Consider the following 26,403-nt stretch of genomic DNA (forward strand, 5'->3'; position numbering starts at 1 on the left):
TCAAGGGCTTATTAAGATTTGCAATAGGCCGGGTTTTTGCGAAGATGCACCATCGGGCTTTTAATAATCAGAGATACCATGTCGTTAAAAATACTAGAAAAAATAGTCGATAGCTTTTTTGCTTCTTTACCACGTAGACAATCTGATAAAACAAGTAGGAGCAACGCCTGTCTTATTGCTCATCGTGGAGCTCATGATAATAAGAGCGGTCTAATCGAAAATACAGATAGCGCTTTTGCCCGCGCTCTTGCCTTGGGATGTTGGGGAATTGAGTTTGATATCCATGAAACAGCGGATGGTGTTTTAGTGGTCAATCATGACCCTAATTTGAGACGGCTCTGGGGAAAAGAACAAAGTATAAGGGAACTGGATTTTAAAACCTTGCGCCAATTAGCGCCGCAAATACCCAGTCTTGCGGAAGTCGTTGCAAAATATGGGAAGCGTATGCATCTTTTCGTTGAGTTGAAAGCACCTTTTCAGGCTGAAACCGCTTTAAAAGAGACGTTGTCTACCTTAGTAGCTGGTAAAGATTATCATTTACTAAGTTTGGAGGAGCCTCTATTTGCCTCTCTTAGCCTCTTTTCCCCGGAGGAAATGTTACTCGTCCCCACCCTTAATAATGTGGGCCAATTCTGTAAACTTGCGCTAGAAAAAAACTACGGCGGTGTGCTAGGACACTATCTATTAATTACTGATAAACGGGTTAAACAACTGAGATTGGCAAATAAAATTGTTGGCGTTGGTATCGTTAATTCTAAAGCAGTCTTGTACAGAGAGTTAAATCGTGGAATACCTTGGATTTTTTCAAATAAGGCTGACTTGTTAACAACCTGTTTATGAGCCTCTTTAAAAGAGGCTCTAGATTGATTACTTAGGATTAACCATCTCTTCCGGTCTTACATACTCTTTAAATTGCTCAGCGGTCAAAAAGCCCAATTTTACAGCCGCTTCTTGTAAAGAAATATTTTCATGGTGGGCCGTCTTTGCAATTTTAGCTGCCTTATCATAACCAATATGTTGGTTTAAGGCGGTGACCAGCATCAATGAGTGTTGTACATAATAGTCAATCACTGTGCGGTTCGCTTCGAGTCCTTCAACACAGAACTCTTGGAAAGAATGGCAGGAATCAGCAAGTAAATTTAGTGAGTGCAGGACATTAAAAATAATAACCGGTTTAAATACATTTAACTCGAAATTACCCTGGCTTGCAGAGATAGCTACGGTGGTGTCGTTCCCTATCACTTGCGCGCAAACCATGGTCATCGCCTCGCTTTGTGTGGGATTTACTTTGCCAGGCATAATTGAAGAGCCGGGTTCGTTTTCAGGCAAAATCAGCTCACCAATACCGCAACGTGGGCCAGAGCCAAGCCAGCGGACATCATTAGCTATCTTCATGAGGGCGCAGGCCAGTGTTTTGAGAACGCTATGAGCCATGACCAAGGGCTCATGAGAGGCTAGGGCTGAGAACTTATTGGGTGCGGAAACAAAGGGCAGCTTTGTAATTGCTGCGATTTGAGTTGCTGCTTTTGCTGCAAACTGTGGATGGGTATTTAAACCTGTACCGACTGCTGTGCCCCCTAAGGCCAATTCATATAACTCAGGCATCACTTCTTTTATACGATGAATACAAGCATCCAATTGGGCGACATAACCGGAAAATTCTTGTCCCAGAGTAAGAGGAACCGCGTCTTGTAGATGTGTGCGGCCAATTTTCACAATATCTTTGAAGGCATGTACTTTTTTAACAAAAGCTTCTCTTAGATTCTGAACCGCAGGCAATAATTTTTCCTGAAAAGCAATCGCAGTTGCTATATGCATTGCTGTCGGAAAGGTATCGTTTGATGATTGGGACATATTCACATGATCGTTTGGATGAATAGGGGTTTTGCTGCCCTGAGTCCCCCCTGCCATTTCAATAGCGCGGTTAGAGATTACCTCGTTAGCATTCATGTTGGATTGTGTACCACTACCAGTTTGCCAGACATGAAGGGGAAAATGGTCATCCAACTTCCCTGCGCTTACTTCCTCCGCGGCTTTAATAATCAAATCAGCCTTATCTTGAGGAAGTTTGCCTAATTCAACATTAGTTAAGGCCGCAGCTTTTTTTAGGATACCGAAAGCATGAGTTACTTCGCGAGGCATAATGTCTCTGCCAATATTGAAATGGTGTAGCGAGCGCTCTGTTTGGGCACCCCAGTAACGGTCTGCTGGAACCTCAATTTCACCCATACTGTCCGATTCGATACGCGTTTCTGTCATCTTGCTTATCCCCAATAAAATAAAAACGCTAACATAGCACCAAGATTTTTCGAGGTATAGTAAAATTATAATTTTTGCGAGTAAATATGAGAGAAATTCGTATTTATCAGGCCGGCTCTTTCAGCCCTGGCCAAACCCTAGAGTTAACTCCCGAAGCTGGCCAACATGTTGGTGTTGTTTTGCGTATGCAGCCAGGTGATAAAATAACCTTATTTTGTGGTGATAATCGTGAGTTTGATACCTGCCTTGTCTCTGTGCATAAAAAAAAGGTGATGGTCAGAATTGATGCTGCACGCGAGGTTAGCCGTGAGTCGTCAAGAGTTATTCATCTAGCACAGGCTATTTCAAAAGGTGAACGCATGGAGCTGGTAATGCAAAAAGCAGTTGAGCTTGGTGTTACTAGTATTAGCCCGATAATAACAGCTCGCTCAGTTGTGAAATTGGATCCGGAGCGAATGGACAAAAAGCTTGCGCAGTGGCAGGCAATAGTAATCGCTGCTTGTGAACAATCAGGCCGTAACCAGGTCCCGCAAGTCAAAAAGCCGCTTGTATTGGATGAGTTTTTACAGAAGAATGATCCAGGACTCCACTTTGTTTTAGATCCAAGAGAATCAAAAACCTGGCGTGATTATAATTTCGGGCAAGCTGAGCTTAGCTTGCTAATTGGTCCAGAAGGCGGTTTTTCTAAGGAAGAGCTTGAACAGGTTTTTGCTGCAGGTTTTAATCCCTTAAACCTTGGCCCACGAGTGTTACGCACGGAAACAGCGGCAATTGCGGCACTGAGTGTGTTGCAAGCTGTATGTGGTGATCTATAATGTTTCTCAGGTCACAATTAATTTAATCAAGAGGTTTTTTTCATGAGTGCAAATATAAAGGTGATAACCGATTCGAATTTTGAGCAGGACGTATTAAATTCAGGTAAGCCAGTTCTTGTTGATTTCTGGGCTGAGTGGTGTGGACCATGCCGAGCTTTAACTCCAATTCTAGAAGAGGTCGCGGCAAATCATAGTGAGAGCATTACCTTCGCTAAAATCAATATTGATGAAAATCCTGAGACCCCCTCCAAATACGGTGTAATGAGTATTCCTACTCTAATTCTTTTCAAGAATGGTCAGGTCGAAGCAGTAAAAATGGGATTGCTTTCTAAGTCTCAATTGAGTGCTTTTATTGAGTCTAATACTTAATATTACCTGTTTGAAAAGCTATTTTACGTGTCCGGACTTTCGGGCGCCGGCACGTAAAATTCTAATATTTTTCGCTTCTCTATGAGGTGGAAAGATAAAAATTAGTGGATCTCGCTAAAAAGCTATGTTAGGCTGTTGTCTCAATGTGTAGTCATTTTCTCAGAGACTGCAGCTTCAAATTACCCCGTTTTGTTTTTACAGCTGTCAATTATCGAATAAAAATGTACGATGAGCAGTTGTGCTAATAAGGATTAGGTAGTGAATTTTAAGTGAGCATAGAGAAATTGCTATGGACAGCGGCTTTCCCGGACTGTCCTTTCAAATTAAATTACCTCGGAAAACCATATCATTTAACCAATACATCAAGTGAGAAGTATGAATCTTAGTGAACTCAAGAAATTGCCCATTGCTGATCTTGTTAATATTGCACAGGAAATGGGGGCGGAAAATACTGCCCGCATGCGCAAGCAAGATATTCTATTTGCCATTCTAAAAGCCCATTCGCACAAAGGAGAAGATATCCTTGGTGGCGGTGTTCTAGAAGTACTAACTGACGGTTTCGGTTTCTTGCGTTCTGAAGATGGCTCTTACCAGGCAGGGCCTGATGATATTTATGTTTCACCAAGCCAAATCAGGCGGTTTGGTTTACGTACAGGCGATACAATTACTGGTAAAATTCGCCCACCCAAAGATAATGAGCGTTATTTTGCCTTATTGAAGGTTGATCAAATCAACTATGACTCCCCTGAAAGTGCTAAACGCAAGATTTTGTTCGAAAACCTCACTCCTCTATTTGCTACCGAGCGTCTGGTTATGGAACAAGGCAATGGTAGTACAGAAGATTTAACGGCTCGAGTTGTCGATTTATGTGCTCCATTCGGACGCGGCCAACGTGGTCTTATCGTATCTCCGCCGAAGGCTGGTAAGACTTTGATGCTGCAGAATCTTGCTCATTCTATCGAGAAAAACTACCCCGAATGTTATCTGATCGTCTTATTGATTGATGAGCGGCCTGAAGAGGTAACGGAGATGCAGCGTTCAGTGAAAGGGGAAGTGGTTGCTTCTACTTTCGACGAGCCTGCAAACCGCCATGTTCAAGTTGCAGAAATGGTCATTGAAAAGGCGAAACGCTTGGTTGAGCATAAGCGTGATGTGGTTGTCTTGTTAGACTCGATTACTCGTCTGGCTCGCGCCTATAACACAGTTGTTCCTTCTTCAGGTAAGGTATTGACTGGGGGTGTCGATGCTAATGCTCTGCAAAGACCCAAGCGGCTTTATGGTGCTGCGCGTAATATTGAGGAGGGAGGCAGCTTAACGATTATCGCAACTGCTCTCGTTGATACTGGTTCTAAGATGGACGAAGTTATTTATGAAGAGTTCAAGGGAACCGGTAACATGGAAATCCACTTGTCACGTAATATTTCTGAGCGACGCGTCTTCCCTGCAATCAATATCAATCGCTCTGGTACTCGTCGTGAAGACCTACTCTTAAGTCCGGAAGAATTGCACCGTACTTGGATTTTACGCAAAATCCTGCAGCCAATGGACGAATGCGATGCGATTGAATTCTTAATTGAGCGCATGAAAAACCATAAAACTAATGCCGAGTTCTTCGACGCAATGAAACGCCAGGAGTAAGCACTAGTTTTAATGCCTTGAATGATTTAAATGAATTTGAAATCCTGTAGCTTGCCTACAGTCTAGGTTGGGCCTCGGCCTGACCTGCAAATCATTCAACGCAGAATAGGGATTTTCGTTAAGGTGCTGCTAATGCCTTAACCAGCAACAAATTTTTCTGAATCAATTACTCATGAAATATGCCGATCTTCGTGATTTTATTGCTCAATTAGAAGCCCGTGGCTTACTAAAACGGGTTAGTTATCCTGTTTCTACAAATCTTGAGATGACCTCTGTTAGCGATCGTGTTTTGCGAGCTGGCGGGCCAGCTTTACTTTTCACTAATCCTAAAGAAAGTACCATGCCTGTTTTAACAAACCTGTTTGGTACAGTTGAGCGCGTAGCGCTTGGGATGGGTGAGGAATCTATCTCTGCCTTACGCGAGGTTGGAAAACTTTTGGCAGCTCTTAAAGAACCTGAGCCTCCTAGAGGGTTTAAAGATGCAGTTGCCAAGCTGCCTCTGTTAAAGCAAGCGCTTAATATGGCGCCCAAATATGTTAGCTCAGCACCATGCCAAGAGAATGTTTGGGAAAAAGATGAGGTAGATTTAACCCGTTTGCCCATTCAAACCTGCTGGCCAGGTGATGTAGCGCCACTAATTACCTGGGGTTTGGTGACCACAAAAGGTCCGCATCAGCCTCGTGAAAATATGGGCATATATCGTCAGCAATTGCTGGGTAAAAACAAAGTAATTATGCGTTGGCTCTCACATCGTGGTGGTGCCTTGGATTATCAGGCCTGGCAACAGGCTTATCCCGGCGAACGCTTTCCTGTTGTAGTGACTTTGGGTGCCGATCCAGCAACACTATTAGCTGCTGTAACCCCCATTCCCGATACGCTTTCAGAGTATGCTTTTGCCGGATTATTAAGAGGACAACGCACCCAGTTAACTCGCTGTTTAGGTAGCGATTTATCGGTTCCTGCCAGTGCTGAAATTATTTTAGAAGGTTATATTGAACCCGGCGAAGAAGCACCTGAGGGGCCTTATGGCGATCACACCGGCTATTATAATGAGGTGCAATCCTTCCCAGTATTTACAGTCGAGCGTCTGACTCATCGTAATCAAGCGCTTTATCATAGCACCTACACAGGCCGTCCTCCTGATGAGCCGGCAATTTTAGGTTTGGCTTTAAATGAGGTTTTCATTCCTTTATTACAAAAGCAATTTCCCGAAATCGTTGATTTTTACCTGCCGCCAGAGGGATGTTCTTATCGCTTGGCTGTAGTAACAATTAAGAAGCAATACCCAGGGCATGCCAAAAGGATCATGATGGCTGTCTGGTCTTATTTACGTCAATTTATGTATACCAAATTCGTGATTGTCTGTGACGATGATATTGATGCACGTAACTGGCAGGATGTAATTTGGGCAATTACAACGCGTATGGATCCCTTGCGTGATACGGTTATGATGGATAATACCCCGATTGATTATCTCGATTTTGCTTCACCCATTTCGGGCCTAGGCTCAAAAATGGGGATGGATGCGACAACTAAATGGGCTGGCGAAACTCAGCGGGAATGGGGAAGAGCAATTACTATGGATAGTGAAATTCTACAGCGAGTTGATAATTATTGGTCGCAACTTGGGTTGGATTTATGAATAAAAAGATTGTGCTTGCACAAGTAGAGAGTATTAACCCCTTAACAGATAGTATTTTGCGACTTGTCCTTAAGCCTGAGCAGTATATTGAATACCAGGCAGGTCAATATCTGGATATCCTTTCTGCTAATGAAGCACTAAGCTATTCAATAGCAAACGCCCCCCTAGGCGCTCATAAATACGAGCTACACATACGGCATACCCCGGATAATGAGTCTAACCTGCGGTTGATGGCAGAAATTAAACAGCAAGGTATTTTGAAAATTAACTTACCCCTTGGTGATTGCCATTTGGATCAATTAGATCCGGAGAAGCCTATATTATTTATTGCCGGTGGTACTGGCTTCGCACCTATTAAAGCGATGATCGAGCAATTGCTGGCTACAGGTGATAAGCGCCCTTTCGAATTGTTCTGGGGTGCGCGCTCACAAAGCGATCTCTATATGAATGAAATGGTAACGCATTGGCAGACACATGTTACCCATTTTCGCTATTTTTCATTGTTACCGAATAGTTCAAAAGATACCTTGGCGTCCTTAGTTCTTGAGCAACATCAGCAGGATCTTAGTCGTTGGCAATTTGTGATTAGTGGTCCCTTTGACATGGTTTATGCCATAAGGGATGTTCTAATCGCTCAAGGCCTATCACAGGCACAACTATTTTCAGACGCATTTAGTTTTGAAGGAAAGGAGATCTAAAGATGGAAACCTTATATCAGATTCTAGGATTAGTCGCAGCCGGCCTTATTATTTGGGTTTTGTATCGCAATATAAAAGGGCGCCCCGAACAATTCAGTCGTGAAAATCTCTCCAAAAGTTTCTCTACCATGGGATTCTTAGGAATTCTTTTAATAGGCTTTATTGCCTTTTTAGTCTTTATGTTGCGTCATACTTGATTAGTGGCGGTGAGTATTAGGGCAATAACCACCTCGCTGTTCGTGCAAATATTCCTTCACAATAGGGTTATCGATGGCGAGCTGACTTGGATCATGCTTTAGCAAACACTCTTCAACATAAGTCATTTGGCTAGAGCCATCAACGAGCAGGCGGTACCAAGGGTTGCGTGTTGCGAATTCACGTTTGTAAGCTTGGGGGTTATAGCGGCCGGATGCTTGAAACAGGGGATCAACATCAATAATAACAGCGCGATAGCCTTGGCCAATATGAATTACCAATTCGCCAACGTTAAATTTAGCTCGGTCTTTCATTATGTTCTCCAGATTTCGTAATAGGCCACCCTCGTCACCCAAACATAGCCCGTCATCCTGAGCGTAGCGAAGGATCTCCGGGACTAGCACTCTGCCACATTCGGGAGATCCTTGGCTACGCTCAGGATGACTGGATGGGGGTGGCCTATTACCAGGTTCCATGCAAGAATTTGGCTGCAAAAGCGATTCTTGCATTTGATCTCTAATATCGGTTAGCCTCGATAAATCTTGAACATGAAGCAATTCATTATATGAATAGTGATATTTTCCGATATAAATGCAGTTTTATAACCTTTGCCTTGCTTCTTGGTTATACCTTTCTTCATATCGAACTTACTGGCCTTTATAGTGAATTATCTCTCGATGGCTTAATGAATTTTTCAGTGCGCCTGCCCTATGCACAACGCCTTCTGGTTCCGGGTTTGGCTCGTTTGTTATCAATGCTGCTTCCCCTGAAATCTGGAGAGTTATTCTTTCTGATGGAATGGCTCTTTGTCACTTTGTTTTATTTCGCACTGCGAAGATTGTTACAAGAAGAGTTTAGCCCGCGACAAGCACAACTGTTCAGTTGGTTAAGTATTCTTCTCTTACCTCTGATCACTGTTGTGAATTATCGTTTTCAAAGCCAGGGAGCAGCGGCAGTCTATTCGCCAAGTGATACGGCCTCCTTATTCTTTATAGTCCTGGGATTTTTATTTTGCTTGCGCAAGGAATGGGGTTACTTTATTCCCTGGGTCTTTTTGGCGACCCTAAATCGTGAGTCTAGTATTTTGCTGGTGTTCATAATCCCTGCCCTCCATTGGCAGAATCGTAAAATGATACTTAAGCCCATGTTTCTGGCGATATTGGCCTATTTATTTGCGCGGTTGCTGGTCTTAGAGTTTTTGTCAGGTGTACAGGGACAATTGATGGAATGGTATCTGCAGGGAGGTTTGAGCACGCATTTTGCTGATAACCTGATTTGGTTGTTGAATGACCAAAATATTCTTTTGTTTAGTTTCTGTTTTGCAGGATTATCCCTATTGTGGTTCGCGTTCTTTGACTACATTCCCGAACGATATAGGCCTTTACGTTATGTCGTTCTATGCTATTTCTTGGGCTTGCTGTTGATAGGGCGTTTTATGGAAGCAAGGATCTTTAGTGAAATTGTTGCCTTGCTTTACTTCCCCGTCTGTCTAGCTTTAAGAAACTGGGTTGCGGGGCTCGAACCGGTTTATCCTGTTAATCCGGGATTTAGTTATTATTTTAATAGGTATTCTGTTCTTTGTGCCTTAATGGCGACAGTTATGTTAAGACAACCGCTCAATCAGCTCGTAATTTGGATTGCAGGGTGACGGAATTATCCCTTCTGCCCCTCAGGGAGAGGGGCACTGCCTTTAACTTAATGGTAGTGAGGGAGCTCATTAGAAATGTGATTTAACCCGTTGCCAAAAAGATTCTTTAGGATTCTTTTTGCATTCTTCAATGATTTCTGGAACCAGTTTTTCAGTGCCACTGATTAGAACATTGATGTCTTCAGTGTTACCTTTTTTTACCTTTCCAGCAGTCCAGTAAATAACTTTGGGTCTATAAACCTCATCAAGAGCCAGAAACTCTTCACAGGTCATTCTGTTGGCTTGTTTAGCTTTAGTAGCAGAGTCAGAAGATGTTTTGTCAGTTTCAGCAGCTAGGTTTCCAGCAAAGGCTAGCAGTAAGGGCAGGCTTATTATTTTTATTAGTCGCATTAAAATTTCTCCATAAATAGGTTTACAACTGTGCTCGGTGATAAAGTCAGAATAACGTTCAGCACTGGCGGCGAGTATTATTGTGCTTCTATGAATTAAAAGCGAGTACTTTTGTAAGTGTTTCATCAGCCCGTCATCCAGAGCGCAGCGAAGGGTCTTCTGAATGTGGCACCCTGCTAATCCCGGAGATCCTTCGCTGCGCTCTGGATGACGGAATGCAGAGGGGGCGTGACCTATTACAACGAATATGTGTTTTTAACCGGTTATTGATTTCAGCCAAACCTTATAAGGTTGAGCAAGCCACCATTTAAGTGGAACATGGCTGTGATGTTTTCTAATTGTTTTTATTGCCTCTTGATAATGCAGGCGGCGGTTGGTTTTCGTCTTTGTGAGCTCATGCTCTCTATTTACCGCAACAAAGTTATCAACATGGATAAGCGGTCCAAAAGTCTTAAACAGGCGCCACCACAGATCATAGTCCATTGTCATATGCAGACTTTCATCCAAGCCTCCGATGGCTTCCCATGCGGAACGTCTCATCAAGGTTGCTGGTTGAGCAATAATACAGCGTAAGGCCAAGCGGCGGACGTTAAAAGGTTCAACCCAAACAGGGCGCATGGACTGATTTTTCTCGATAAAATTCCAGGCTTTCCCATAAGCTGCTGGCGCTTTGGGATGCTGATTCAAGGTGTTAATTAAAGAAGATAGGCCGCCTGGCAATAACCAATCATCACTATTTATCCAGCAAACATAGGGGGCGGACCCTTTGGCAATGCCTTCATTAATAGCTGCAGACTGGCCATTGTCTCGTTGACTGCGCCAGCCAGCTAATTTATGTTCCCACTTTTTTATGACCTCAACAGAATTGTCAGAAGATCCGCCATCAAGCACAAAAACTTCTACAGGCAGATCCTGTTCGAAAATAGAGGCTAAGGCCTTATCCAGGAAGCGCCCTTGGTTAAAGGATGGCACAGCGATGGTTACTTGTGGTTGCATTGACATTAGTTTCTATGGTTGTGTTTTAAAAAATCTTGATAGGTCTTGGCAATTCCATCTCTTAGCGCTGTTCGGGCTGACCAGCCAAGAGTTCTCATCTTCTCTACATCCAAAAGCTTGCGTGGTGTGCCGTCTGGTTTTGTGGTATCAAAAATAATGTCACCTGTAAAACCAACAACTTCCATGATTATTTCCGCTAGTTCCCGAATACTTACGTCTGTTCCAGAACCAATATTAAAAATTCCATCGGCAATGTCATTTTCCATTAGATAAACACAGGCGTCTGCCATGTCATCAACATAGAGAAATTCCCGCATCGGTGTTCCAGAGCCCCAAACAACCAGTTGCTTATCACCTCTAAGCTTTGCCTCATGAGATTTACGCATAAGTGCCGGTAAAACATGACTATTATTTAAGTCATAATTGTCATTAGGACCATAAAGGTTGGTCGGCATCGCGCTTATATATTGCGTACCATACTGGCGATTGTAGCTTTCACAAAGCTTGATCCCAGCGATTTTAGCTATAGCATAGGGCTCGTTGGTTTGCTCCAAGGGACCTGTTAACAAATAGTCTTCTTTGATGGGTTGCGCACAATCGCGGGGATAAATACAACTTGAGCCAAGGAATAACAAACGTTTAACACCTGCCTGCCAGGCAGCATGAATGACATTGGCTTGAACCATCAGATTTTCATAGATAAATTCCGCGCGATAGGTATTGTTCGCGTGAATGCCCCCTACCTTTGCTGCAGCAATAAAGACGTATTCGGGTTTTTCAGCCTTGAGAAAAGCCGTCACCGCAGCTTGATTCGTTAAATCAAGCTCAGCGTGATTACGTAGGACTAAGTTAGTATAGCCCGCCTGATCCAAGCATCTTACAATAGCTGAACCAACCATGCCACGATGCCCTGCAACATAGATCTTTGGCATATTCACTCACCTCACTCATGGTAATCATAAGTAGCAAAACCATGGCTTCGCATTAGCTCATCCTGGCGTGCTGCATTCAAATCGCTAAGCATCATTTCTGAGACCAGCTCTTTGAAGCTTGTTCTCGGAACCCAGCCCAACTTTTCACGTGCTTTGGTTGCATCACCGAGGAGTGTCGCCACTTCTGCCGGACGGAAATAGCGTGGGTCAACACGAACGATAGCATTCCCTTGTTGATCTTTTCCGATTTCATTAACACCGTCGCCTTCCCAGGTGATTTTAATGTCAATTTCAGCAGCAGCTGTTTCTACAAATTCGCGCACGCTATATTGTTCACCTGTAGCAATTACGAAGTCTTCCGCTTCTTCTTGTTGGAGCATTAACCATTGCATTTCGACATAATCACGGGCGTGTCCCCAATCACGCAGTGCGTCAAGATTACCCAGGTAGAGGCAGTCTTGCATTCCCAGCTTAATGCGTGCCAGAGCGCGGGTGATTTTACGAGTTACGAAAGTTTCCCCACGTAAGGGGCTTTCATGATTGAATAAAATTCCGTTACAAGCATAGATGCCATAAGCTTCACGATAGTTAACTGTAATCCAATAGGCGTAGAGCTTGGCAACAGCATAAGGGCTGCGCGGATAGAACGGGGTTGTTTCCTTTTGGGGAGTCTCTTGAACCAGGCCATAAAGCTCGGAAGTAGATGCTTGATAAAATTTGGTTTTTTTCTCAAGGCCAAGCAGGCGAATTGCTTCTAGAATTCGTAAAGTTCCAATTCCATCCGCGTTTGCTGTGTATTCCGGTGTTTCAAAACTCACAGCAACATGGCTCATTGCGGCCAGATTATAAATCTCGTCAGGTTGCACTTCTTGGATGATTCGAATCAGATTCGTAGAATCGGTTAAATCACCATGGTGTAAGATGAAATTACGATTTTCAGCATGGGGATCCTGATAAAGATGATCAATACGTGCTGTATTAAACAGTGATGCGCGCCGCTTTATGCCATGCACAATGTAATTTTTTTTAAGTAATAACTCAGCAAGGTAGGTTCCATCTTGACCTGTCACACCTAAAATCAACGCTGTCTTCATTTTTATCCTTTACCTCTTTCAAATAGTTGCGAATTGTATCACTAAACTCGCCCATAGTTATCTTGGAAGCGAACAATATCGTCTTCACCTAAATATTCGCCGCTTTGTACTTCAATCATCACTAAATTGAGAACGCCAGGATTTTCAAGGCGATGCTTATGTCCTGCTGGGATATAGGTGGACTCATTTGTTTTAACGAAAAAAGTCTCTTCGCCATTGGTTACGCTAGCCATCCCGCTGACTACGATCCAATGCTCACTACGATGATGATGCATTTGTAAACTTAAGCTTGCCCCGGGTTTTACCTCAATTCGTTTAATCTTAAAGCGTTCACTTTCTTCTAAAATAGTATAACTGCCCCAAGGACGATGCACTGTGCGGTGAAACTTGTGAGCTTCGTGATTTTGAATTTTTAACTTGGTATAAATATGTTCAATATCATGAGTCCGGGATTTGTCTGCAACTAATAATGCGTCATGGGTATCAATGATCATGAGATTATTTACGCCAACAGCACCTATTAACCGACTATCACTTTGGATATGACAGTTTTCGACATCATGCAGAAATGCCTCACCGTCGATGCGATTGCCATTGATATCTGCTGGCATTAACTCACTCAGAGCGTTCCACGAACTGATAGAGGTCCAGTGGATATCACAGGGAATAACGGCAGCCTGAGATCTATCAGCCATAATAATTTCTTCAATGGTTTTTTCAGGAACATCGCCAAAGCTTGATGACTCAAGATCAAGTCGATTGAAGTTCTTACCAGAAATAAACTGGGATTGTTCTACGCAGGTTCTAAGTGTGTGTAGAATCTGAGGGCATTGCTTTTCAATGGCTTGTAAAATCGTTCCTGCTTTGAAAAGGAAGATTCCTGAACTCCATAAGTACCGATCGTTATTCAGGTATTCATGAGTCTGCGCTAAATCTGGTTCTTCTATGAAATTTAGAATCTGGCCATCTTCATGCTCGATGAAGCTATAGCTTGCACTGGCATCCTGAGCTTTCATACCAAAGGCAACAAGCTTGTCCTTTAAGGCCAATACGGAGGCCGCAGAAACAGCCTGCTGAAAGGCATCTTGATCACTTATTAAGTCATCTGCGCTTAAAACCAATATCAAGCTTTCTTCACCATAAGTTTTCATTACTTGTAGGGCGGCGGTGGCAATAGCTGCTGCGGTATTCCTTTTGAAGGGTTCGAGTATAAAAGATGTGGTTACAGCGCTGTCATTTATCTCACGAAATTCATCTTCAATTTTGAAGAAAAGTTCACGATTAGTTACTGTGAGTATTTCCATAACCCCTGGCAATCCTGTCCCATGCAAAAAGGCTTTTTGTAACAGACTATGACCATTATCAAGACGAATGAAGGGTTTAGGGTGCATTTCCCGCGAAACTGGCCATAGACGTGCGCCTTCTCCGCCACAAAGGATTATGGGAATTAAATGCATAACTTTCCTTAGCTCTTGATTCTCAATGTTCATTAAAAGTATCTATATTCCGGATTATTTTAATAGCAATTAGATTTCACTTAATCGCGAATTTTCTTCATCTAAACTGAGTATTTATTTGCGATTTAACTAGGCCAAATAGCATGAAACTGAAGAATAAATTGCTTTAGCAAAATGAGTATCGTACTATTTTGGGCATAAAAATGGAAGTTGATTATTTTTTTTTCAATCTTTGAGTCGTGATTATCTTCATAAAACGAGGTATTTCCCTATGAGTTTGTTGCCTTTTGAACAGTCATTAACCAACAAAAAGATTCTTGTCACGGGGCATACTGGTTTCACAGGTGGCTGGGCTTGTCTGTGGTTACAACGCATTGGCGCAAAACTAGCGGGTTACTCTCTGCCACCAAATACCTCTCCTTCTTTATTCGATGCCCTGAATCTACAAGACACAGTGCCAACAACCTTGGGCGATCTTTGTGATTATGATGCCTTACTAAAAACGGTCGATGATTTTCAACCCGACATGATTTTGCATCTAGCCGCACAACCCTTGGTGCGTCGATCCTATCAAGAACCTGTGCGGACCTTTGCTGTTAACTCACAAGGCACTGTCCATGTCCTTGAAGCAGCCCGTTTGGTTAAAAGTGTTAAGGCTGTTTTATGTGTTACCACCGATAAGGTCTATAAGAATAAGGAATGGCTCTGGCCCTATCGTGAAGAGGATGCCTTAGGGGGGAAAGATCCCTATAGTGCGTCAAAGGCCGCAGCAGAGATGGTTATATATAGTTATGCCGCATCTTATCCCTGGCAGGAAAACAAGGGACCGGCGATTGCTATAGCCCGAGGCGGCAATATTATTGGTGGTGGTGATTGGTCAGAAGACCGCTTAATTCCTGACTTTGTCCGTGCGGTAACCAGCGGCGACTCAATGACTTTGCGTTATCCCGATGCAACGAGACCCTGGCAGCATGTTCTGGCCCTAGTGCATGGCTATATGATGCTATTGGCGGGGCTAATCTCTGATAATCCTGCAACCTATGCTCGTGCCTGGAATCTTGGCCCCCAAGATCCCCAGTCTTATTCTGTGCGAGATGTACTAGAGCTGATGTGTGAGTGTTGGGAACGCCCGAAGCTGAACTATATGCAAAACCCCCTTCCTGAGGCTAGCGCCCTTGCTTTGGATAGCTCGATGGCCAAAGCGCTTCTTAAATGGAGCTCTGTTTGGGACACTAAACAAGTTATTGCGGAAACTGCTGCTTGGTATAGGGAATATTATGCTAATTCTCGTGCTGTGAAAGAGAGTACTTTGGGGCAGATTGAGTTATGGCGGGATGGCCTGCGGTAACTGTGAGCCGGCTACCCGGATTTCGCTTCGCTGTATCCAGGCTACGGACTGCTCGGAACAAGAGCAACGGTATTAAAGTATCAAATACAGACTTTCTGTGAATAGGACGTGAATACTCAATGGCGTCAACTTAAGGAGCAATACCTCAGGTTCGAAGACGATATGTCCTCTTTCCCCTTGAGGAGAGAGTTAGAGACACTGCCATTAAGTTAAGGGCATTTGTCATTCCCGCAAAGGCGGGAAACCATCTCTACATTGGCACTGTGCTTAGCTAGAAATATTTTCCCGCCTTTGCGAGAATGACAAAACCTGCCTTAACTTAATGGCAGTGGGAGTTAGAGAGAGGGGGGGATGCGGCATAAATTTACTTAAGTTGACGCCATTGTGTGAACACTTACCCAAGTTGTCCCCGGAAATAGAGATCTTAGAATGAATTATTTTGGAACAGAAATATTTTGGACTGCACTGTTATCACAAGTGTTCACTTTATTTTTGAGTACGATAATCGGTCGATTATGGGCTGTGGCTCTTCCCTATAAAATGCAAGCACCAGCAAGATTTTATTTATCCCCCGTATTTGGTTTAGCAACACTTACTATTTTTGCATGCTTTGTTGGACGTTTTTTACCCCTAGGCAATACCCCAGTGGTACCGGTCGGTATTAGTGCGCTATTTATTTGGGCTCTTTATCGCGAGCAAAACAGATATTCTGCATTACAACATGCTGTGGTAGTAAGCTTAGTCGGCGTCATCTGTGGGACAAGTATCTTGTGTATTTTGTATAAATACGGTGGGTTTAATCCCCATAACGATGCTTATTTCTATCTGACGCACGCCAACTGGCTGCAATCTAATGCTTTTGCTAAGACTATCCCTCCTGAGCAAGTCATACCCTATGACTCGGCTGTTGCTAATTTTCAGAGCTTGGGCTTGAGAATGGGCGGAAGTTTTCTAATGGCACTAATCCAGGCATTACTGAGAATTCAATGGTCTTATGATGTTTATCCCTCCGTGGTTGGTTCATCAATCACAGTCTGTTGCCTAGCAATGGGTTTTCCGATAGCTACCGCCTTAAGACCTATGCGACGATTTTATCGTTTTGCCTTACTTAGTTTACCCGCTTTAAGCCTGGGTGGGCTTGTACTCAGTGCTAATTCTGGTTTTATGTCGCAATGTGTTGGGCTTGCTGTTGGTGGTGGTCTGCTCTTTCTTGTTGGACCACTTTTGGCTTGGATTAGCAAAGAAAATCCAAAGGGGCGCACTATTGTTAGAGCTAGTTTGCCCGCGATATTACTGCTAGTCGGTTTGATTTATACCTATCCTGAGCCGGCCCCCTTCCTCTGTTTAGCACTCGGGCTAAGCAGTTTGATTATGGCTTATCGCTTTAAGGCATGGAAAAAGCTATTCCTATTTAATATCGTTCTGTTTGGCGTTTCCTTTTTAATTGTTAATTCAGAAATATTGCGTGTTATAACCGCCTTAGGATTCGAGTCTGGTGCTGTTGTCGGTTCACCTGTTGATTGGACTTTGTTAGGTTATATAGGCCATATGTTTGGAGTTCATGGTGGCGTATGGTCTGATCCCTTTCAGTGGACTCTACCAATGACTATCAGGCTCCATTTTTATTTAGGCGCTTCCCTTTTCGCCCTTTTGCTATTATTTCTGGCTGTTAGAGCCAACTATATTAAACTAGAAATCTTAAAGGGTACTCTTTTACCGGCTGCTGTCGTTTGTGTTGTATTTTTATTAGCGGTATTGATCTATCGCTATTTTGTTGCCTCACCATTTCCTGTAGGAAAAGGACAAAGTTGGAGCCAATTTAAATTAACAGATTGGGCTCATCCCTTTGCGATGGTACTGGTTATAGCTGCTATTGCCTCGACAAGACGCTATCTAGGTAAACTGAATGACTATGGTATCTTGTCTTTAGTTATTTTGTGTTTTCTCACGACTATCCATATGTCAAAACTTCGGTTTTTACAAATTCACTATATGTACCCTAAAACAAGAAACATTGAGCAGGTATATCTTGATCTACGAAAGACGGTATTAGCCCAATGCCCTGCTGATCTTCCTGTTTACTTGAATTTTCCTATGGGCAATCTTAAATACAGGCAAATGGTTGTCTACTATTTGTATGATAGAAAAGTTGCATCTGACTGGTCTGATGACCCCTATATCTATCAATTCCTGCCCCGACAAAATTATGTACAGGAACCGGCTCTAGGAGCCTGTGTAGTTGAGCTTAAGCATAATAGAATGGTGGAACAAGGCGTCCTAATTGATCCCTTCCACATCGGCAAATTAGAACGGCTGGGATATTTTCAAATTATATCTGTAACAGATAGTTACGGTAGAGAAAGCGATGGGGAAAACGAGTGGTACTGGGTCAAAAATAAAATAAATATAGAGCTGAACCCATTGCTGTTTGCCAAGGATCAATTGAAAACAAAAATAAGTTTCGAATATCAAACTCGAGGTGAGCAACAGTTAACCCTACATCTAATTACAGACGATAACAAAACTGAAGATATTATTATTAATCAAGGAAATACAAGCAGAGAGGCTTCTTTTGAGGGGGTAATCGATATACCACCCGCTTCACTTAGACAAGTTATTATTGAAACCGATGGTAAGGCAACTCCATTGAGTGCAAAGGATTCTAGAGAGGCTGCTTGGATGCTTAAGAATTTTAAAATTGGTGGTAGCAATTAAACCGCGAATGGCTGGCGGGTTTTCTACTCTAAACAGCTACGCCTTCAATACATTATTATAAAAAATGTAGAACTTTTGTGGGAGGGGCTTCTGTACAGTTTTTCATTGACAATTAGAGATCTGCCTACATAGAATAGCCGAGCTTTTTGAACTGAATAAGAGCAGTCTTGTCCTTAACTCGCGAAAGTTTAACTACAGGGGATTTAGTTTGAACGAGATGTTTCCTATTGACTCATTGTTGAAGAGTGAATTGTCAGAAAATAATAAAGTCTACGAATTTAAGAAGTTCTATCAATATGTTGTTGCATACTGTTTGATAAACAAGTTTGGTGTATTAGAGTCAGGCACGGACATTATTTTTAGTAGCGAGCTTGTTTTTTATCTTTTTTCTATTGATACTCCTCAGCCCATATCGCAAGGCAATAATGCCCAACAATTAATCTGTATCTCAGACACCCTCCAAAAAGTAAACCGTTTGGTTCGAAAAAGTAATAGACAATTTCACGATCAGTTAGCATCTCTTCATATCGCTAATCGCCAATTTGATGAGCATGTTCAAGGGGTAATGGCGGAGCTCGAGCAAAAATCACAAATTATTCTTTCATTAAATAATACAATTAACGAAATTTTGTCTTCTTTTAGTTGGCGGATCACTTTTCCCTATAGGGCATTAAGATTATACCCAAAGGCGTTTTACTCAAAAATAAAGAAAATAGTCTGGTTGGGGAAGAATAGTTTTCTTAAGACAACAGATAACATCTCTTTGGTAACAGACAGTAAGCCTTTGGTAACAGACACTGAGCCTTTGGTAACAGACAGTAAGCCTTTGGTAACAGACAGTAAGCCTTTGGTAACAGACAGTAAGCCTTTGGTAACAGACACTGAGCCTTTGGTAACAGACACTGAGCCTTTGGTAACAGACACTGAGCCTTTGGTAACAGACACTGAGCCTTTGGTAACAGACACTGAGCCTTTGGTAACAGACACTGAGCCTTTGGTAACAGACAGTGCCTCTTTGGCAACAACCAATTCTCAATTATTAACACAGTTATTTAATCAAGCGTCCGGTAAAAGTGCTGATTATGTGCCTTTTCAGAAGAACTCCTCTCTTGCAACAGATATTAAGTTAATAGCTTTTTACCTACCACAATTTCACCCTATCCCTGAAAATGATAGTTGGTGGGGCAAAGGTTTTACAGAGTGGACTAATGTAAGTAAAGCTATCCCTCAATTTTCAGGCCATTATCAACCTCATTTACCTGGGGAACTAGGTTTTTATGACTTGCGCATTATCGATATTCAAAAACGACAAATCGAACTAGCTAAGAATTACGGCATTCATGGGTTTTGTTACCATTATTACTGGTTTAGTGGCAAGAAATTGCTTAACTGTCCCATAGAGACCATGTTAGCTAATCCTTCACTGGATTTTCCTTTTTGCGTAAGTTGGGCGAATGAAAACTGGACACGAAGATGGGATGGACTTGAAAATGAAATTTTAATCAAACAGAACTACGCCGAAGATGATAGTTTGGCTTTTATTAAAGAACTGGAAAGCATTTTTCGAGATCTAAGGTATATCAGAGTAAATGGCTGCCCTCTTTTGATTGTATACCGTGCTGATAAACTTCCAGATGCTCACAAGATGATCGGGGTCTGGCGCGATTACTGTCGTTCAGTGGGAATCGGCGAATTGTATCTTGTAGCTGTGAAAGGCTTCGAAACACATACACTGCCTGAAGGTTTTGACTCCTTGATTGAGTTTCCCCCTCACTGGCTTTCTATCGGGGCGCCTCAGATGAATGGCTCGGTCGAGTATTTTAATCCGAATTATGTAGGTTATACTTTTGATTATAACTACATGGTGACGAAGGCTCGCGAGATAGAAAAATCAGACACATTAATCAGAACAGTTTGCCCCTCATGGGATAATGAGGCTAGGAAGCCAGGGGGTGGATATTCGGCCATTAACACAACACCTGAGGCTTATAAGGAATGGTTACAAGAGTCTATTGAGTTCACACAAAGAAATAATAATAAGGCGCAATCTGTATTTATCAATGCGTGGAATGAATGGGCAGAAGGTGCGCACTTGGAACCAGACAGGCGTTATGGTTATGCCTGGTTACAAGCTACTTACGATGCACTGGCTGAAAAAGTACTGGCAAATTCGGCGAATAAACTAGTTTTTATCTCCCATGATGCTCATGCCTGTGGCGCGCAGCTTCTAGCTTTGAAAATAATAAGTACTTTACGCTATGAATTTAAATTCAACATAGAAATTATTTTGCTTGAAGGCGGCATACTAATCCCTGAGTTTGAAAAACTCGGTATAGTTCATCTCATTACGAAAGAAGACATTCCTAACCTAAAAACAAAAGAATTAATTCAGTCACTTCTTTCCAATCAGTACCAGATAGCTCTATTTAATACCATAGCTAGCTGCCCTATACTGCAGAATTTCGCGCAAGAAGGGCTTGATTGCGTTGTGCTTGTTCATGAATTACCTCATACAATTCATGAAATGCAATTGGATGTATATGCTGAAAATGTGTTCAAATTCGCTAGCAAGGTTGTTTTTCCTGCAAAATATGTAGCTGATTCTTTTTGCGCGGTTTATCCCTTTGAACCAGATAATATAATTATTCGACCTCAGGGGCTCATTAGGAAAAACTCTCTCCTACTTGAAAAAGATCAAGCAAGGAGAGCATTACGTGACAGATTTGGCCTGCAACATGATGCAAAAATTATTTTAGCGATGGGATATGCTTACCCTCGAAAAGGCACTGACTTATTTGTAGCAATAGCTGAGCAAGTATTAAGGATGCATCTCAATACCTATTTTATTTGGGTAGGTGATTTTGATCATCAGATGCAAATACAGATAGAGAAACATCTAACTAACTCACTTTTTGCGAAGCATATTATTTTTCAATCTTTTGTTTCCGATACAGATATTTTCTTTGCAGGCGCAGATATATTTGCATTAACTTCACGAAAAGATCCCTTTCCTTCAGTGGTATTACAGGCATTAGAAGTAGGGCTCCCTGTTATTGGTTTCTCCGATACGGGAGGTTTTGCTGAGTTGCTGGAAAAAGGCTGTGGACTACTTGTTCCTTATGAAGATACGAGCGCGTTTGCCTTAGCTATTATCAGCCTGTTGGAAAATGAGGAAGAGAATTATCGCTTGGGTGATCTGGGTGCAAAACTGATTGCCGAACACTTTTCTTTTCATCGCTATGCCTGGGATCTATTAAGCTATAGTAGAATTCCCTTGAAAAAAATATCAGTTATTATTCCAAACTTTAATTATGCACAATATCTGAATGCTCGGCTGGGATCCATTACCAATCAGACCTATCCTATCTTTGAAATTTTATTTATGGATGACTGCTCAACAGATAATAGCGTAGAGGTTGCACTCAACTGTCTGAAAGATTCTCCTATTCCATGGCGTATTATAGAGAATAAAACAAATTCAGGTTCTGCTTTTGCTCAATGGAAAAAGGGAATTGAGCTCGCGCAAGGGGATTATGTTTGGATATGCGAAGCTGATGATATTGCTGATAAACAATTTATCCAGTCAACAATCGATTCCTTTGACGATGAACTTGTTAATCTAGCTTATACACAGTCCTATCAAATTGATGAAAACAATCATATTTTGGATTTGAATTATTTGGCGTATACCAATGATATTTCTAAAGAAAAATGGCTGAAGAATTATACAATATCAGGAATACAGGAACTTTCGGAGGCTCTTTGTATTAAAAATACCATCCCTAACATTAGCGCAGTTCTTTTTCGCAAAGACAGAATCAAAAAAGCTTTGAGTCACTGCACTGAACTAAATGAGTTCAAAGTTGCGGGAGACTGGATGCTTTACTCGGAAATACTAAAACAGGGAAAATTAGCTTTTATTGCCAAATCTCTAAACTATCATCGGCGGCATAAGCAAAGCGTAACACAATCTTCTGAACATAAAATACAACACTTAGAAGAAATTTATTTTATGCAGCAATACATTGGCGACATGATAAGACCAGACGACAGAACTTTAAGAAAAATAGACAACTACAAGAAAAAAGTACAGGAGATTTTATATCCTGTTGAAAATTAACCTCCTAATAAAGTTGAAAATGCAAAGTAACTTATATTAATAAGCTAGGAGACTTAGTGTGGAAAAAAAAACGGGGATTGTGCATTTAAAAGGAATTGATACGATTCGTATGGTAAGTGCGTTTATGGTTATTGTTTTCCATGCCACTGCCTTACCAAAATTGACACCACCAAATATTGTCGCAGCTATTTTGCCTTATTTTGGGATGGCCGTTCCTCTTTTTTTTGCTGTTAGTGGTTTTATAATCGCCTATGTCTATCAAGGTAAATTATCTGAAAATGATTCCATTATAAATTTTTACATCAAGCGGTTTTTCCGTATCGCACCATTATTTTATTCTATGCTTGTTGTGTGGATGATAACTGCTTACATAGTATGGGATAAGCTATATCCCTTCAGTGAGATAATTATTAATCTATCTTTTTTATTTAATAACGTACCTAATCAGCAAGAAAGCATCGTCTGGGCTGGATGGTCTATAGGTGTGGAAATGATTTTTTATTTTTTATTTCCTCTTATTTCGCTTTTCACTACTAATGTAAGGTGCGCCCTAATAGGACTAGTCTTATCTCTTCTACTAGCAATGATGGCTCATGCACAATATACAGAAATTGGTGTCCCTACTTATGGATATATGAATAGTTCAAACCAATTTTGCTATTTTATGAGTGGAATGCTCGCTTTTCATATTTGGTGTAAAAGTGGGTTTAGACAATCTCAAAAAGCAGTTGTAATCAGAACATTACTTATGATACTAGCTATTGCGATTGTGGTTGGTATAGTAGCTAGTAATTTAATATTTATTGGAAATACCGAGAAATATAGGCAAGGTGGCTGGTGTATAGCTTTTGTGGTAATTATTCTAGCTATTTGTTATTGGCAAAATCCCTTAGTGAATAATAAGCTATTTAATTATTTGGGAGCAATAAGCTTCAGTCTTTATTTAGTGCATCCATTTATTATACAAATGCTTGTGTTTTTAAAGTTTTACAGCTTTCTGGAACAATATATTTCTTATAAAACATATTCCTATTTATTCAGTCAGGTTGGTACAGTCTTAATTACTATAGGTATCAGTAGTTTGACCTATTTTTATATTGAAAAAAGAGGTATAGCCTTAGGAAGCATAGTAATAAAACAACGGAAACACTTCAGAAAAATTATTCTCGGATATTTTTGGCAGAGATGGAAACGGGAGATGGAAGAGGCCACTCACAATCAGGGAAGCATCGCTGTTAGTGCAAAGCTTGAATGATCATAATTGATATCAATTCTAGAGTGTTTGTCGAAACGTATAGCTTAAGCAACGAGTATGAGCGGCTCTTTATGTTCGTCAATAGGCCACCCCACTCGGCCATCTGCGAAAGAGGGTTTTCCTAGCCCTGTTTATTTAAATCAGTGTAGTACTCCAGCAAGCTAAGCCCTATTAGGGCAATACTACAAAAAATTAACATAAATATAATCAAAGAGTTATATTTATGTTAATTGAAAGGTAGGTATAGCAAAGCGGGAAATCTTAGGCATAATAGCAACTGTCTTGGAGAAAGTTTTTAAACCAAGACGGTCTGCGAAGAATTAACCCCAATTTGTTTTTTTCTGATAAGAGCATTCATGATAATTAATAATTTACGCATAGCAGCAATAAGTGCCGTTTTTTTAGCTTTACCCGAAGCACATAAACGCTGATAAAATTGCCTAATCTGAGGGTTATGTCTAGTTGCAGCTAGAGTAGCCCCATATAAAGAGCTCTTCTGACAGAAGCTCTTCCACCCCAAATGGCGCGAGTGCCATTTAAAGTTCCACTATCCCGATTAAAAGGAACTAATCCGGCTGTGTCCAATAGAGCCAAGCTCAGGCAGTTCAGCAAGCATACTCAAAGCAGTAATAGAAGCTACGCCTTTAATAGATTGAACTATTTCATTCTTCTGAGAAAAATCTGCATGCCCATTTGCTAATTTTTGCTGAGCCTCATCAATCAGTTCTAACTCGTGCTCCAATACTTCTAACACACGACCAATCGATTCACATTGCTCAGACGATGCTTTATCGAGACGGTTTTTTTCCATGGTAATCATCTGAATTAATTGGAGGCGTCTAGCGTTATTATTGGCTAAAAGGAGCTGTTAGTTACTATAGATCATTTGCGGCTGAGGTTCGATTTTACTTGCGAAAAGGGCGATAAGTTCTGCATCAATTTGGTCTGTTTTAGCTAACCAGCCCAGGGCTTTGACAAAATCTCTAATTTGGCGAGGATTAACCACAGAGACACAAACCCCAGCCTCCATAAGCGCATAAGCCAGAGGAGCCCCGTAGACTCAATGATAATAAGCGTATTCGAGATTAATTTGATTTTATCAAGAAGCTTTCTAATTCCCTCAGCATTATTTTTAAACCGCATATATTTTCTACTGGGTAAAATAAACACATCTAAATCTGACTTAGACACATCAATTCCAATATAGATTTTTTCTTCTTGAGACATGATAATAGAGCTCCTTTAATCACTCTGCCTTGTAGATACGGTATCTCATAGGTCCCTGGCAACTGTCCGAATTCGGTTAAGGGGTTGAAGCGCCGATCTTGCTATTACACGGGCTCGTAGCCCAAGGTCACCGCGATCCGTCGCTTCTTTTAATTTGCTACTGTACGACAGTAACAAGCTTCCATTAAATCATGTTTTTAAGACACAAGGTCAGCCCCCACCCCAGTATTGAATTCCCGCGGCTCGACCGCGGGATCCTGAGCTCATTCTAAGCCCTTAGATCCCGCGGTCAAGCCGTGGGAATTTGGGATAGGGGTGACCTATTACTCTTATGCTCTTTTTTTGCCGGTGGGGATGAGCTATTTCTCATACAGAATTGATCTATTGCTGATTCATTTAGATTTAAGAGTATTAGCTCCCCTATAAATCAGCATAGTGCTTTATAAAATAATCAGCAAAACCATAACCATGCCGTGGCACATTGTAATCCACCATCTCTAAGACGACGATATCACTCTTGGCGATTGCCGCCATAACTTGCTCACCTATGTTTTGATCCTTTGTGACAGTGCCATTCTCTGCTGTACTTTCCTGATAGGTTTGAAAATAATTAGACCTTGTTATGGAGGACAAGATATCTGCGTCCTTCCAGGCCTCATTGATTTGATCAGAAAAGCTATCTCCAATAAAAACAATTTTGGGGCGTAATGCATCTTTAGTTAGACCTTTGACGGTAGGAATGGTGGTTTTTCTCAATAATCCCATTTTTGACCAGACATTTAATAATTGATATCCATCGGTATCGATCATAAATAAATTCGGCCATATTCGTTGCTCCGCACCGCAATTAATCTTAGCGATATCGGAGAATAGAGATCGGGAATCCTCTAGAATTTTAGACGCTATCACACAACCCGAATAACGGTTCCAGTGCACACCAGATACTGGATGTGTTTCAACACCTGTTCGATGAATTAGATCGCGCAAGATCGGACCTGAGTCGACAACATTCACCCCGCTTCTTTTCAGAATCTGGGCAAAATCAGCAACGCGCGTAAATACGTTCGCTGAGCCTCCTACTAAATAACGAGAACCGAGTTCTTCTGGATAGGCATAAGCCTTAGATGTTGCGATAACAACCTCGAAAAACTTACCCTGGGCGGCCAAAGCGGTTTGAACTTTTAATAACTCCTTGGCCTCTGCTTGGTACTGCTTCTCTAGTGCGTCTTTATTCAGAATATTAACATTGAGGTTGTTGACGGTGTCGCTAATATACAAGCCACGTCCCTTCGTTGCGAAAATCGGAATTTGAGCATTAGACGTTTCACGAAAAAGTTTAAAATTTAATTCGTTATAACTACGTATTAGGTAGGCTCTAAATCCTAGGTGGGTATTAAAATATTGCTCTATCCAGGGTTGCAGTTTTTTATTGAAAAAAGCTGCTGTAAGATTTGCTGGTTTTTCTTTAATGGGTGGAGTGTAGCCGTAAAGAGGTTTTCTTTCTGAATAAATGTGGGTTGCAAATTGCACTAGGGGAACTAATAGTAATAGGACTAACGCTATTGGCATCAGGAATTTTAGTCTTTCGAAAAAATGGTTCATTTT

At 41.6% G+C, this 26,403-nt stretch carries 24 protein-coding genes; 12 read left to right on the top strand and 12 right to left on the bottom strand.

The window, feature by feature from the left end; genetic code table 11:
* Positions 1-78: 78 nt before the first annotated feature.
* Positions 79-840 (top strand): glycerophosphodiester phosphodiesterase, encoded by a 762-nt coding sequence (locus BN1094_RS02270; protein ID WP_043872786.1) that lies wholly within the window; start codon positions 79-81, stop codon positions 838-840.
* A 27-nt stretch (positions 841-867) separates the two neighbouring features.
* Here the strand turns inward: BN1094_RS02270 and fumC are convergent, their stop codons facing one another.
* Positions 868-2,259, bottom strand: coding sequence for a class II fumarate hydratase (gene fumC / locus BN1094_RS02275; protein WP_043872787.1), 1,392 nt, complete (start codon positions 2,257-2,259; stop codon positions 868-870).
* Between the two features lie 86 nt (positions 2,260-2,345).
* On the opposite strand from fumC, the gene BN1094_RS02280 reads away from it, so the two are divergent.
* From BN1094_RS02280 to BN1094_RS02305, 6 genes are all read left to right on the top strand, one after another.
* Entirely contained in the window at positions 2,346-3,074 is a 729-nt protein-coding gene (locus tag BN1094_RS02280; RefSeq protein WP_043872788.1) for a 16S rRNA (uracil(1498)-N(3))-methyltransferase, read from the top strand.
* Positions 3,075-3,116: 42 nt separating this feature from the next.
* Positions 3,117-3,443, top strand: coding sequence for a thioredoxin (trxA, locus tag BN1094_RS02285; protein ID WP_043872789.1), 327 nt, complete (start codon positions 3,117-3,119; stop codon positions 3,441-3,443).
* Positions 3,444-3,818: 375 nt separating this feature from the next.
* Positions 3,819-5,081: a transcription termination factor Rho gene (rho, locus tag BN1094_RS02290; protein ID WP_043872790.1), complete on the top strand. Its 1,263-nt coding sequence runs from the start codon at positions 3,819-3,821 to the stop codon at positions 5,079-5,081.
* 172 nt (positions 5,082-5,253) lie between these two features.
* Complete coding sequence (gene ubiD, locus BN1094_RS02295) at positions 5,254-6,723, top strand: 4-hydroxy-3-polyprenylbenzoate decarboxylase (RefSeq protein ID WP_043872791.1); 1,470 nt, start codon at positions 5,254-5,256, stop codon at positions 6,721-6,723.
* On the top strand, positions 6,720-7,421 hold the full coding sequence (locus tag BN1094_RS02300) for an NAD(P)H-flavin reductase (RefSeq protein ID WP_043872792.1): 702 nt from the start codon (positions 6,720-6,722) through the stop codon (positions 7,419-7,421). Before ubiD ends, BN1094_RS02300 begins: the two co-directional genes overlap by 4 nt.
* 2 nt (positions 7,422-7,423) lie before the next feature.
* Positions 7,424-7,618: a hypothetical protein gene (locus BN1094_RS02305; protein WP_043872793.1), complete on the top strand. Its 195-nt coding sequence runs from the start codon at positions 7,424-7,426 to the stop codon at positions 7,616-7,618.
* Here the strand turns inward: BN1094_RS02305 and hspQ are convergent, their stop codons facing one another.
* A complete protein-coding gene (hspQ, locus tag BN1094_RS02310; protein ID WP_043873661.1) occupies positions 7,619-7,930 on the bottom strand; it encodes a heat shock protein HspQ in 312 nt (103 codons plus the stop codon).
* Between the two features lie 251 nt (positions 7,931-8,181).
* On the opposite strand from hspQ, the gene BN1094_RS02315 reads away from it, so the two are divergent.
* Complete coding sequence (locus tag BN1094_RS02315; protein ID WP_043872794.1) at positions 8,182-9,264, top strand: hypothetical protein; 1,083 nt, start codon at positions 8,182-8,184, stop codon at positions 9,262-9,264.
* 69 nt (positions 9,265-9,333) lie between these two features.
* Here BN1094_RS02315 and BN1094_RS19120 read toward each other — a convergent pair whose 3' ends face one another.
* The 5 genes from BN1094_RS19120 to BN1094_RS02340 form a co-directional block, all read right to left on the bottom strand.
* A complete protein-coding gene (locus tag BN1094_RS19120) occupies positions 9,334-9,780 on the bottom strand; it encodes an HdeA/HdeB family chaperone (protein ID WP_218054595.1) in 447 nt (148 codons plus the stop codon).
* A 129-nt stretch (positions 9,781-9,909) separates the two neighbouring features.
* Positions 9,910-10,656, bottom strand: a complete 747-nt coding sequence (locus BN1094_RS02325) for a glycosyltransferase family 2 protein (RefSeq protein WP_218054596.1) — start codon at positions 10,654-10,656, stop codon at positions 9,910-9,912.
* Positions 10,656-11,582: a GDP-L-fucose synthase gene (gene fcl, locus BN1094_RS02330; RefSeq protein WP_099908957.1), complete on the bottom strand. Its 927-nt coding sequence runs from the start codon at positions 11,580-11,582 to the stop codon at positions 10,656-10,658. Before fcl ends, BN1094_RS02325 begins: the two co-directional genes overlap by 1 nt.
* 11 nt (positions 11,583-11,593) lie before the next feature.
* The gene (gmd, locus tag BN1094_RS02335; RefSeq protein WP_043872796.1) at positions 11,594-12,676 is read right to left on the bottom strand and encodes a GDP-mannose 4,6-dehydratase; all 1,083 of its coding nucleotides are present in this window, start codon (positions 12,674-12,676) and stop codon (positions 11,594-11,596) included.
* A 41-nt stretch (positions 12,677-12,717) separates the two neighbouring features.
* Entirely contained in the window at positions 12,718-14,166 is a 1,449-nt protein-coding gene (locus BN1094_RS02340; RefSeq protein WP_245614128.1) for a mannose-1-phosphate guanylyltransferase/mannose-6-phosphate isomerase, read from the bottom strand.
* Positions 14,167-14,404: 238 nt separating this feature from the next.
* On the opposite strand from BN1094_RS02340, the gene rfbG reads away from it, so the two are divergent.
* From rfbG to BN1094_RS02360, 4 genes are all read left to right on the top strand, one after another.
* Positions 14,405-15,481 (top strand): CDP-glucose 4,6-dehydratase, encoded by a 1,077-nt coding sequence (rfbG, locus tag BN1094_RS02345; RefSeq protein ID WP_043872797.1) that lies wholly within the window; start codon positions 14,405-14,407, stop codon positions 15,479-15,481.
* A gap of 429 nt (positions 15,482-15,910) precedes the next feature.
* Positions 15,911-18,196 (top strand): hypothetical protein, encoded by a 2,286-nt coding sequence (locus BN1094_RS02350; protein WP_043872798.1) that lies wholly within the window; start codon positions 15,911-15,913, stop codon positions 18,194-18,196.
* A gap of 217 nt (positions 18,197-18,413) precedes the next feature.
* The gene (locus BN1094_RS02355; protein ID WP_052403084.1) at positions 18,414-22,316 is read left to right on the top strand and encodes a glycoside hydrolase family 99-like domain-containing protein; all 3,903 of its coding nucleotides are present in this window, start codon (positions 18,414-18,416) and stop codon (positions 22,314-22,316) included.
* 58 nt (positions 22,317-22,374) lie between these two features.
* A complete protein-coding gene (locus tag BN1094_RS02360) occupies positions 22,375-23,571 on the top strand; it encodes an acyltransferase family protein (RefSeq protein ID WP_043872799.1) in 1,197 nt (398 codons plus the stop codon).
* A 468-nt stretch (positions 23,572-24,039) separates the two neighbouring features.
* Here BN1094_RS02360 and BN1094_RS20245 read toward each other — a convergent pair whose 3' ends face one another.
* The 5 genes from BN1094_RS20245 to BN1094_RS02370 form a co-directional block, all read right to left on the bottom strand.
* On the bottom strand, positions 24,040-24,183 hold the full coding sequence (locus BN1094_RS20245; RefSeq protein WP_081934941.1) for a transposase: 144 nt from the start codon (positions 24,181-24,183) through the stop codon (positions 24,040-24,042).
* Positions 24,128-24,382: a hypothetical protein gene (locus BN1094_RS19600; RefSeq protein ID WP_052403086.1), complete on the bottom strand. Its 255-nt coding sequence runs from the start codon at positions 24,380-24,382 to the stop codon at positions 24,128-24,130. The genes BN1094_RS20245 and BN1094_RS19600 overlap by 56 nt, the downstream gene beginning before the upstream one ends.
* A 57-nt stretch (positions 24,383-24,439) precedes the next feature.
* Complete coding sequence (locus tag BN1094_RS20250) at positions 24,440-24,601, bottom strand: hypothetical protein (protein WP_081934943.1); 162 nt, start codon at positions 24,599-24,601, stop codon at positions 24,440-24,442.
* Positions 24,526-24,798: an IS110 family transposase gene (locus tag BN1094_RS19745; RefSeq protein ID WP_052403087.1), complete on the bottom strand. Its 273-nt coding sequence runs from the start codon at positions 24,796-24,798 to the stop codon at positions 24,526-24,528. The genes BN1094_RS20250 and BN1094_RS19745 overlap by 76 nt, the downstream gene beginning before the upstream one ends.
* A gap of 420 nt (positions 24,799-25,218) precedes the next feature.
* Positions 25,219-26,400 (bottom strand): alginate O-acetyltransferase AlgX-related protein, encoded by a 1,182-nt coding sequence (locus BN1094_RS02370; protein WP_043872800.1) that lies wholly within the window; start codon positions 26,398-26,400, stop codon positions 25,219-25,221.
* Positions 26,401-26,403: the final 3 nt, after the last annotated feature.

The organism is Legionella massiliensis (assembly GCF_000756815.1).
Taxonomy (GTDB): domain Bacteria; phylum Pseudomonadota; class Gammaproteobacteria; order Legionellales; family Legionellaceae; genus Tatlockia; species Tatlockia massiliensis.